The following is an 8,327-nucleotide window of genomic DNA, read 5'->3' as shown; positions in this document are numbered from 1 at the left end:
TTTTTCAAAAAAAAATCCAGAAAGAGGGCTGTCAAAAAATCAGCTTTTACTGACTTTTTGGACAGCCCCATTTTTTTATTATAGAGAAGCGCGTAATATCGCCATTACATCATCGCGATTTAGCTTTTTAAAACGACCAAATTCGCCTTTAGCCATTGCACGATCAGCCATAAGGTCTAATTTGTCTTCACCGATTTCATAATCAGCTAAGCGCGTTGGAGCACCTAAGCTTGTCCAGAATTCACGAAGCTTTTCAACACCTTCTAGAGCGACTTCTTTATCTGTTTTACCTTCTGTCTTGACGTCGAATACGCGTACAGCCATTTGCTTGAAGCGTTCTACGTTTTCATCCATAACATGCTTCATCCAATTTGGGAATAAGATAGCCAAACCACCTGCATGAGGAATATCATAGACAGCTGATACTGCATGCTCGATGTTATGACTTGCCCAGTCACCTTGGTGACCCATTTGTAACATGCCGTTTAGAGCAATTGTACCGTTATATAGAATTGTTTCGCGAAGTTCATAATTTTCCAGATCATTTATTAATTTAGGGCCTGTTTCAATAACAGTTCGTAAAACCCCTTCACACATGCGGTCTTGAAGCGGTGTATTTGTTGCATCATGAAAATACTGTTCAAACACATGGCTCATCATATCAACCATACCGTAAACAGTTTGATTTTGTGGTACTGTAAATGTGTTAACAGGATCTAAAATAGAAAACTGTGGGAATGTAGCAGGGCTTCCCCAACCGTATTTTTCATTTGTTTCCCAATTTGTAATAACAGAACCTGCATTCATTTCTGAACCTGTTGCTGCTAGAGTTAAAACTGTTCCAAAAGGAAGAGCTTCTTTCGCTACAGCGTCACGATTAATAATATCCCACACATCGCCATCATATTTAGCACCTGCAGCGATTGCTTTTGTACAATCAATTACGCTTCCTCCACCTACTGCTAACAAGAACTCAATATCGTGTTCTTTGCAAAGTTCAATTCCGCGTCTTACTGTTGTTAAACGAGGGTTGGGCTCAACACCCGCTAACTCATATACTTCTGCATTGATTTCTTTTAACTCATTCATTACTTGGTCGTATAAACCGTTTCGTTTAATGCTTCCCCCACCGTATACGACTAATATTTTTTTACCGAAGCGAGCTGCTTCTGTTTTTAATTGTTCTAATTGGCCTTTACCAAAAATTAATTTTGTTGGATTATAAAAAGTGAAATTTTTCATAAGAAAACCTCCTAATAATCATCATTATGAACAACGATAAATAAGATGTAAAGCAAAGTGACTTTTCACAGATTATTTCCGAAAACCCTTCTTTTCACTCTGCATTTATCTAACGTTTTTGCCTATGTTCTCCTTTGTTTCTTTCCACGAATATTTTTTCTTAAACGTCTAAAGCTAATGAGTGAATACAAAAAGAAAAAAGAAAGGAGGAGAATAGATGAGTGGTGTTCAACGATTTGCGTTAGTATTAACGATTATTGGAGCAATTAACTGGGGACTTATTGGATTTTTTCAATTCGATTTAGTAGCAGCTATTTTCGGTGGACAATCTGCTGCCCTTTCTCGCATTGTATACGGATTAGTGGGAATCGCTGGTTTAATTAACTTAGGCTTATTATTTAAACCATCTGAAGAGGTAGAGCGTACTGAACCAAGAACAACCCATTAAGAAAAAAGCGCACTGCAGTGCGCTTTTTAAACATTATTTTTTAATTAGATCTTCGCGGTTTGATTGCTCAATCCACTCTTCTAATTTTTCTTTTAATGTGTTGAATCCTTGAGTGGACTCAGTGTGTTGTACAGTTGCTTGACGCTTTTTAGCTGCTTGCTTTTTAGGCGCTGCTTCTGTTTTTTCTGGAGCTGGCTCTGTAGCACGAATTGATAAACCAATTTTACCAGTTGCTTCATCTACTGATAAAACTTTCACGTTTACTTCGTCACCAACTGATAGGTGCTCGTTGATATCTTTTACGAAGCCATGTTTAACTTCTGAGATATGAACTAGACCTTGTGTTTCTTCATCTAATGCAACAAATGCACCGTATGGTTGAATGCCCGTTACTTTTCCTTTTGTAACAGTACCGATTTCAAATTTTGACATATGAACACTCCTAAATACCTTTTATTTTCATCATTATAGCCAATTTAAAATTATAGCACAGTTCACGTTTTGAATCAAAAACTAGTTATATTTATTATACTTTATTATTTCCCATATTTCCCTTAAATTATAAATAGAAAATTGATTCTATCCGCAAAAAATAAACCATGCTAACTTTTGACATGGCTCATTAGCATGGTTCTTCTATTATAACTTATTTTGCATGAAACGGCCAATACGTTTTATAGCTTCTTCTAAGGATTCCATGGAAGAAGCATAAGAACAGCGTACGTGTCCCTCTCCTCCTAGCCCAAAAACACTACCTGGCACCACTGCCACTCTTTCTTCTAAGAGAAGCTGTTCAGCAAATTGCTCAGAAGTTAAGCCGGTTTTTTTTATGGATGGAAACACATAAAAAGCCCCTCCTGGTGTATGGCACGAAAGCTGAATTTCATTTAATGATTTGACCATATAATTCCGTCTTCGTCGATAACTTTTTCTCATTTCTTCTACATCGTGTGACCCGTTTTTCAGCGCTTCAATTGCTCCGTATTGGGCCATTGTTGGTGCACACATCATAGTATATTGATGAATTTTCAACATGGCTTGTAACAGATCTACTGGTGCGCAAATATATCCCAATCTCCAGCCTGTCATTGCAAAACCTTTTGAAAAGCCGGAGACAATGATGGTTCTATCTCTCATTGCACCAATGGAAGCAATCGATGTAAATGGTTCGTCGTAGGTTAGCTCTGCATAAATTTCATCTGTAATAACCAATAAATCATATTTTATGACAATATCAGCAATTGCTTTAAGTTCCGCCTTAGTTAATGAACTACCTGTTGGGTTATTGGGAGAACAAAGCAAGAGCGCTTTTGTCTGTTTTGTAATAACCGCTTCAATCTGTTCTGGCTGCAGTTTAAATTCCGTGTCTGCCGTTGTTTCAACAGGAACTGGAACACCTCCAGCTAACGTTATGAGTGGACTATATGAAACAAAGTTTGGCTCTACAACAATGATCTCATCACCAGGATTAATAATAGCACGCATTGCCACGTCTAATGCTTGGCTACCTCCAACCGTAACTAAAATTTCATTTTGATAATCATATGAAACGCCAAACTGCTTTTTCATATAATTCATTAGTTCTTGACGAAGCTCAAGTAAACCTGCATTCGCTGTATAGGATGTATAGCCTCTTTCAAGTGATAAAATACTGGCTTCGCGTACGGACCACGATGTAACAAAATCTGGCTCCCCAACACCAAGAGAGATAACATTATCCATACTCGCTGCTAAATCGAAAAAACGTCTAATTCCTGATGGTTGTAAGCTCTGTACTGTCTTAGACAAGCGTTCTTTCATTACGGAGACACCACGATTCTACGGTCTTCATCACCTTGTTCATAAATCGTTCCGTCATGTTTGTATTTTTTTAAAATAAAATGCGTCGTTGTGGACAATACCGAATCTAATGTTGAAAGTTTTTCCGAAACAAAGAATGCTACTTCAGACATTGATTTCCCTTCGATAATAACAGATAAATCATAAGCTCCAGACATCAAATAAACAGACTTAACTTCTTGGAATCGATAAATTCTTTCAGCAATCTCATCAAACCCCACGCCTCTTTTAGGAGCTACCTTAACGTCAATCATAGCCGTTACGCCTTCATGCCCATCCACTCGGCGCCAGTTGATATCGGTAGAATATTGAACAATTACTTTTTCACGTTCTAATTTTTTTACAATCAGCGTCGCTTCATCTAGGGGTAGGTCAACCATCTTAGCAATTGTATCTATTGAAATTCGACTATTTCTTTCTAAAATCTCAAGTATTTCTAATTCTTTTTCATCTAAAAACATGTAAATAACCTCCTGAAAATAATCAAATATTCCCACTTTTTACATTATAACAAATTTCATAAGTCATTGAGATTTGACGTTCATCTTCTATATTTTGCATGTAACTAAATAAGATAGTTGGGCAAACTGTTAAAAAAGATAGCTGGAGTGAAGAAACAAATGATCCAAACGGAGACAGCACACTATCGTTCATTTAACAATGTACACGTATATTATGAATTACATCATTTTGACCCTAAAAAGCCAACAATTGTATTCATACACGGATTTCTATCATCTAGCTTTAGCTTTAGAAGACTCATTCCATTATTGAAACAGAAATTCTCAATTGTTGCAATAGACTTACCACCATTTGGTCGAAGTGAAAAATCACTAACTTTTCACTATTCGTATGAAAATTTAGCAAAAACTGTTTTAGAAATCATTGAGCATTTAAAGTTAGAACAAGTGATTTTATCTGGTCACTCAATGGGTGGTCAAATTTGCTTAAACATCGCTAAGTTACAGCCACAATACGTATCCAAGCTAGTTTTACTTTGTAGCTCTGCCTATCTAGGACGATTGCATTCTGGTCTCGTTATGTCGTCGCATTTACCATTTTTTTATTTATGGGTCAAGACTTGGCTAGCTCGCAAAGGTGTTAAAGCTAACCTTCAAAATGTCGTTTTTAACCACGATCTTATTGATGAAGAAATGATTGAAGGGTATACCGCTCCGTTTTTAGACGACCGTATCTTCATGTCATTATCAAAGATGATTCGTGATCGAGAAGGAGACTTATCAGAAAAAGATCTGCGTAAAATTAACAAACCAAGTTTGTTGATATGGGGAGAAGAAGACAGGGTAGTTCCTCTTCATTTAGGTAAGAAGCTTCAACAAGATTTGCCAAGCTCTACTTTTATTTCGTTAAAAGACACGGGACATTTGTTACCGGAAGAGTGCCCGGACGATATCCGAAATTATATGGTGGATTTCTTATCAAGCTAATACTAAAAAAGATATAGTCCTGTCAACAAGACAGGGCTATTATCATTTATTTAAAAAGCATTGCGTTTTTTCTCTTAAGCATTCGACAGCAACTTCTTTGACTTTTTCAAGACAAAGCATTCAGAATAAAGACATCGTATCGTCATTTAAATCTCTTTGATAGATTTAAAAATCACCTAAAAATGAAGATGCTGAAAATCGTACCATTACGTGCATAGCACCAAGCAAAACCTTTAATGTTCCTGGCTTACAAGCTTCAGCAATTATCATCCCAAATAACGAATTACGCGAAAAATATCAACAACAGCAGCACAAACAAGGCTTTTTCACATTAAACACATTTGGTACAATTGGCCTAGAGGCTGCTTATACACATGGAGAAATTTGGCTGAACGAACTGCTAGCATATTTACAAGAGAACATTGACTTTACTAGAAGCTTTATTAAAAAAAACCTACCTTCCCTCAAAGTGATTAATCCTGAAGGGACTTACTTATTATGGATCGATTGCCGAGCTTTAAATATGTCTGATGAAGATTTGCATAACTTGCTATTAACAAAAGGGGGAATCGCTGTTGAAAGCGGTGTGAAATACGGGGCAGCTGAAGGGAAAGGCTTTATTCGATTGAACATCGGCTGCCCTCGAGAACAGCTAAAAGAAGGTTTAAAGAAGTTAAAAGCTGCTCTGTCTTAACCTAAAAAAAGGACGCTTTTAGGCGTCCTTTTGGTTTATTTTTCTTGTTTTTTCTTAATAACACCGCAAGCAATTCGCGCACCAGAATCTCCAGTTGGTTGAGACATACCATCATCTTTATTTTCTGTAATAATGATAGAAGAGCCTTCCATCGTTTTAATGAGGGAGCCTTTCCCCTCTTTTAATGTCACTTCAGGGGCCATATCTGTCCCATCAAAAGTCCCATCGTCTTTTACGATAATGTTCTTTAAGTCACCAGCCTCTGGACCATCCGGGTGAAGTAATCCATGCTTTTTATCATCTGGATTTAAATGATTACCTGCTGTTTTAAACGTAGGAGCTTTGCACACGCCTTTTTCATGTATATGTACACCGTGTTCACCAGGAGGTAGTCCTTTCAATTGATACGTAATCTCTACGCCGTCAGATACTTCTTTTAGCTTTATATTACCTAAGCTATCTCCATCAGCGTTATATACTTTCACTTCTTTATTCGAAATGTCTTTTTCACCACAGCCCACTAACATTACTAATGGTATGCAGCCAATTAGTAGTAACTTCTTCATGTTGCCCTCCAATCTTAGATTCCCTTATGGTTCACCTTCCCATAGATTGTCCAGCAACTTTCATTTTTAAACGCTTGCATTATTATCTGAACAAACGGTCACTCTGCTGAATGTTTTCGCTCTAGCTCTTTTATTTTCTCTTCTTCTTTTTTGGAAACTTTAATAACAAACCTCCATGTCAGAAATGCTCCTATAAAAAACACAAACATCCATATAAATGCTGGAATATACTCTGTTTTATCTTCTGGAAAATAAAGATATAGATTCATGATTATCGCTTGCATCATTTTCACCCTTTCTCTATGAACTTTAAACTATAATGACTTATAATAATAAATAGAACATTACTTAAAGGAGAGATAAATATGAGTTTAGAAATTGGTGATTCTGTAACTGCTTTATACAAAACTGGAAAATACATTGGAGAAATTACACAAGTACGCGACCAGCATTATGTAGTACGAGTAAAAGCGGTTATCAAACATCCTCAACAAGGAGATTTACATAACCCTCAACAAGTAGATGTTCCATTCTTTCATGAACGCCGTGCATTAGCTTTTAACGAGCAAGCTAATATTCCAAAACCAATGGTTAAAGCATATACAACTGAGATTCCACAATATAAAGATTCATTAGAGAATGCTTTAACAGCACTGATACATGAGCTCTCTTTAAAAGATAATTCTTATGCAACAAGAAGTATTGAATGCCTCGAACAACTGCAAAAAGATTATAAACTTTAAACAAAAAGCCAATTCACATTACGGTGACTTGGCTTTTATAATGCAAATTTATTTAATAACTTTGAAAAGTCGACCCGATCACCAATTGTAGTAGGTTCAGGCTTTTGTAAATAGCGTTTGTCTTGTTCTACCAACTTAAAAATATTAAATGTAGTCATAGCGTCATCAAGCGCACAGTGATGCTTACCCGTTCCTTCTTTTCCATATTCTTGAACAGCTTTCCATAAACCTGTTTGATTTTGATCTCCAAAGAAACGCTTATATTCCATAGACAAATCTACTTCTTTTCCTTTTAAAGGAAACTTCAAGCCTTGCTTTTGACAATTTTGCTTGAGCACTTTCATATCCATGTTTCCCCAAGTGATAATTGTACTGCTTTCATACTGACCTAACTGCTGAATTAGCTGTTCGAATGTAATTCCATCATCTACGTGTTTCTGCTGAATGTGCAGAAAACTTTTACAGCGATCCGTTAACTTTGGAAAACTAGTGGGTTTAACATACGAAGAAAAGCGGTCTTGTATTTCTTGGTTTCTTACAGCAGCTAACCCTACTTCAATAATTTCAGGAAAAAAGCCTTTGGGATACCCTTTGTATTCGGGCATTGTAAATTCAAAGTCAATAAAGACATAGTGTTCATAATTGTTCATCTTTATCACCCCTTTTTAAATAAACCTGCCTACGAGACTGCTATTATAATTATAGCACGCTTATGCAAAAGATAGGTTTATTTCTATTGATATTTTATAATATTATGAATATTCTTTTGGACAATAAAAAAAGAATGCTTTGTTATTACTATATTCCAAAGCATGTCTCTATGATTAGGATATCCACCATATCTTTTATAATTTTTTTACTTTTACAGCCTGTCTTTTTGCTATTTTTTTGGCAGTATTGCTAACGTACAGCGGGAAATACAAATTAGATCATCTTTCTCATCTACAATCGCCACTTCCCAGATAGCTGTTTTTTTTCCTTTATGAATTGGTTTACCAACAGCTGTCACTACGCCATCTCTTTTTCCTTTAATATGATTTGCATTAATTTCTAAGCCTACGCATATTTCCTGCTCTTGATCAATACTTAAAAACCCTCCCAAGCTAGCAACTGTCTCTGCTAATGCGACAGATGCTCCGCCATGTAGTAAACCAAAAGGTTGCTTTGTTCGTTCATCTACCGGCATGGTCGCTTCTACATAATCTTTGCTAGCGTGAATTATTTCGATGCCTAGCGTACTTAATAACGTATTATCAGTATTCATCTTATCCCTCCGCTCACTAGTGTTGCATAAATGTTGACGCAATTTTCAGTTTAATGTTTTTTCCTGTTTAGAGCCAAAAAAGT

At 36.3% G+C, this 8,327-nt stretch carries 12 protein-coding genes; 4 read left to right on the top strand and 8 right to left on the bottom strand.

Features of this window, described 5'->3' with window-relative positions:
• Window positions 1-78: 78 nt before the first annotated feature.
• Complete coding sequence (locus tag AC1UFB_RS14320) at window positions 79-1,242, bottom strand: iron-containing alcohol dehydrogenase (protein ID WP_061785389.1); 1,164 nt, start codon at window positions 1,240-1,242, stop codon at window positions 79-81.
• A gap of 217 nt (window positions 1,243-1,459) precedes the next feature.
• On the opposite strand from AC1UFB_RS14320, the gene AC1UFB_RS14315 reads away from it, so the two are divergent.
• Complete coding sequence (locus tag AC1UFB_RS14315) at window positions 1,460-1,690, top strand: DUF378 domain-containing protein (RefSeq protein ID WP_025908078.1); 231 nt, start codon at window positions 1,460-1,462, stop codon at window positions 1,688-1,690.
• A 33-nt stretch (window positions 1,691-1,723) separates the two neighbouring features.
• On the opposite strand, the gene yugI is transcribed toward AC1UFB_RS14315, so the two are convergent.
• From yugI to AC1UFB_RS14300, 3 genes are all read right to left on the bottom strand, one after another.
• On the bottom strand, window positions 1,724-2,122 hold the full coding sequence (gene yugI, locus AC1UFB_RS14310) for a S1 domain-containing post-transcriptional regulator GSP13 (protein ID WP_025908077.1): 399 nt from the start codon (window positions 2,120-2,122) through the stop codon (window positions 1,724-1,726).
• Between the two features lie 207 nt (window positions 2,123-2,329).
• Window positions 2,330-3,490 carry an aminotransferase gene (locus AC1UFB_RS14305; protein ID WP_100346667.1) on the bottom strand — a complete coding sequence of 387 codons (1,161 nt, stop codon included), beginning with the start codon at window positions 3,488-3,490 and terminating at the stop codon, window positions 2,330-2,332.
• On the bottom strand, window positions 3,490-3,990 hold the full coding sequence (locus AC1UFB_RS14300; protein ID WP_061785391.1) for an Lrp/AsnC family transcriptional regulator: 501 nt from the start codon (window positions 3,988-3,990) through the stop codon (window positions 3,490-3,492). Before AC1UFB_RS14300 ends, AC1UFB_RS14305 begins: the two co-directional genes overlap by 1 nt.
• A 159-nt stretch (window positions 3,991-4,149) precedes the next feature.
• Between AC1UFB_RS14300 and AC1UFB_RS14295 the strand changes: the two genes are divergently transcribed.
• Window positions 4,150-4,977 carry an alpha/beta fold hydrolase gene (locus AC1UFB_RS14295; RefSeq protein ID WP_061785392.1) on the top strand — a complete coding sequence of 276 codons (828 nt, stop codon included), beginning with the start codon at window positions 4,150-4,152 and terminating at the stop codon, window positions 4,975-4,977.
• A gap of 205 nt (window positions 4,978-5,182) precedes the next feature.
• Window positions 5,183-5,671: an aminotransferase class I/II-fold pyridoxal phosphate-dependent enzyme gene (locus tag AC1UFB_RS14290; RefSeq protein ID WP_328101134.1), complete on the top strand. Its 489-nt coding sequence runs from the start codon at window positions 5,183-5,185 to the stop codon at window positions 5,669-5,671.
• 35 nt (window positions 5,672-5,706) lie between these two features.
• On the opposite strand, the gene AC1UFB_RS14285 is transcribed toward AC1UFB_RS14290, so the two are convergent.
• Together AC1UFB_RS14285 and AC1UFB_RS14280 are read right to left on the bottom strand one after the other, a co-directional pair.
• Window positions 5,707-6,237, bottom strand: a complete 531-nt coding sequence (locus AC1UFB_RS14285; RefSeq protein ID WP_100346665.1) for a superoxide dismutase family protein — start codon at window positions 6,235-6,237, stop codon at window positions 5,707-5,709.
• A gap of 98 nt (window positions 6,238-6,335) precedes the next feature.
• Window positions 6,336-6,521 (bottom strand): hypothetical protein, encoded by a 186-nt coding sequence (locus AC1UFB_RS14280; RefSeq protein ID WP_061785394.1) that lies wholly within the window; start codon window positions 6,519-6,521, stop codon window positions 6,336-6,338.
• A gap of 75 nt (window positions 6,522-6,596) precedes the next feature.
• Here AC1UFB_RS14280 and kapB point away from each other — a divergent pair, with 75 nt between their 5' ends.
• Window positions 6,597-6,980 (top strand): kinase-associated lipoprotein KapB, encoded by a 384-nt coding sequence (gene kapB, locus AC1UFB_RS14275; RefSeq protein WP_025908070.1) that lies wholly within the window; start codon window positions 6,597-6,599, stop codon window positions 6,978-6,980.
• 35 nt (window positions 6,981-7,015) lie between these two features.
• On the opposite strand, the gene kapD is transcribed toward kapB, so the two are convergent.
• Both kapD and AC1UFB_RS14265 read right to left on the bottom strand, forming a co-directional pair.
• On the bottom strand, window positions 7,016-7,630 hold the full coding sequence (gene kapD, locus AC1UFB_RS14270; protein ID WP_100346663.1) for a 3'-5' exonuclease KapD: 615 nt from the start codon (window positions 7,628-7,630) through the stop codon (window positions 7,016-7,018).
• Between the two features lie 230 nt (window positions 7,631-7,860).
• Window positions 7,861-8,244, bottom strand: coding sequence for a hotdog fold thioesterase (locus tag AC1UFB_RS14265; RefSeq protein ID WP_061785396.1), 384 nt, complete (start codon window positions 8,242-8,244; stop codon window positions 7,861-7,863).
• Window positions 8,245-8,327 lie beyond the last annotated feature (83 nt).

The organism is Priestia sp. KCTC 13724, assembly GCF_056820425.1.
Note: the sequence above shows the minus strand (reverse complement) of the source record. Positions and strands in the feature narration are given on the sequence as shown.

Coding starts and splice junctions, on each gene's coding strand:
- AC1UFB_RS14295 (WP_061785392.1), top strand. CDS start 4,150: ATGATCCAAACGGAGACAGCACACTATCGTTCATTTAACAATGTACAC.
- AC1UFB_RS14300 (WP_061785391.1), bottom strand. CDS start 3,990: ATGTTTTTAGATGAAAAAGAATTAGAAATACTTGAGATTTTAGAAAGA.
- AC1UFB_RS14285 (WP_100346665.1), bottom strand. CDS start 6,237: ATGAAGAAGTTACTACTAATTGGCTGCATACCATTAGTAATGTTAGTG.
- AC1UFB_RS14305 (WP_100346667.1), bottom strand. CDS start 3,490: ATGAAAGAACGCTTGTCTAAGACAGTACAGAGCTTACAACCATCAGGA.
- AC1UFB_RS14315 (WP_025908078.1), top strand. CDS start 1,460: ATGAGTGGTGTTCAACGATTTGCGTTAGTATTAACGATTATTGGAGCA.
- AC1UFB_RS14280 (WP_061785394.1), bottom strand. CDS start 6,521: ATGCAAGCGATAATCATGAATCTATATCTTTATTTTCCAGAAGATAAA.
- yugI (WP_025908077.1), bottom strand. CDS start 2,122: ATGTCAAAATTTGAAATCGGTACTGTTACAAAAGGAAAAGTAACGGGC.
- kapD (WP_100346663.1), bottom strand. CDS start 7,630: ATGAACAATTATGAACACTATGTCTTTATTGACTTTGAATTTACAATG.
- AC1UFB_RS14265 (WP_061785396.1), bottom strand. CDS start 8,244: ATGAATACTGATAATACGTTATTAAGTACGCTAGGCATCGAAATAATT.
- AC1UFB_RS14320 (WP_061785389.1), bottom strand. CDS start 1,242: ATGAAAAATTTCACTTTTTATAATCCAACAAAATTAATTTTTGGTAAA.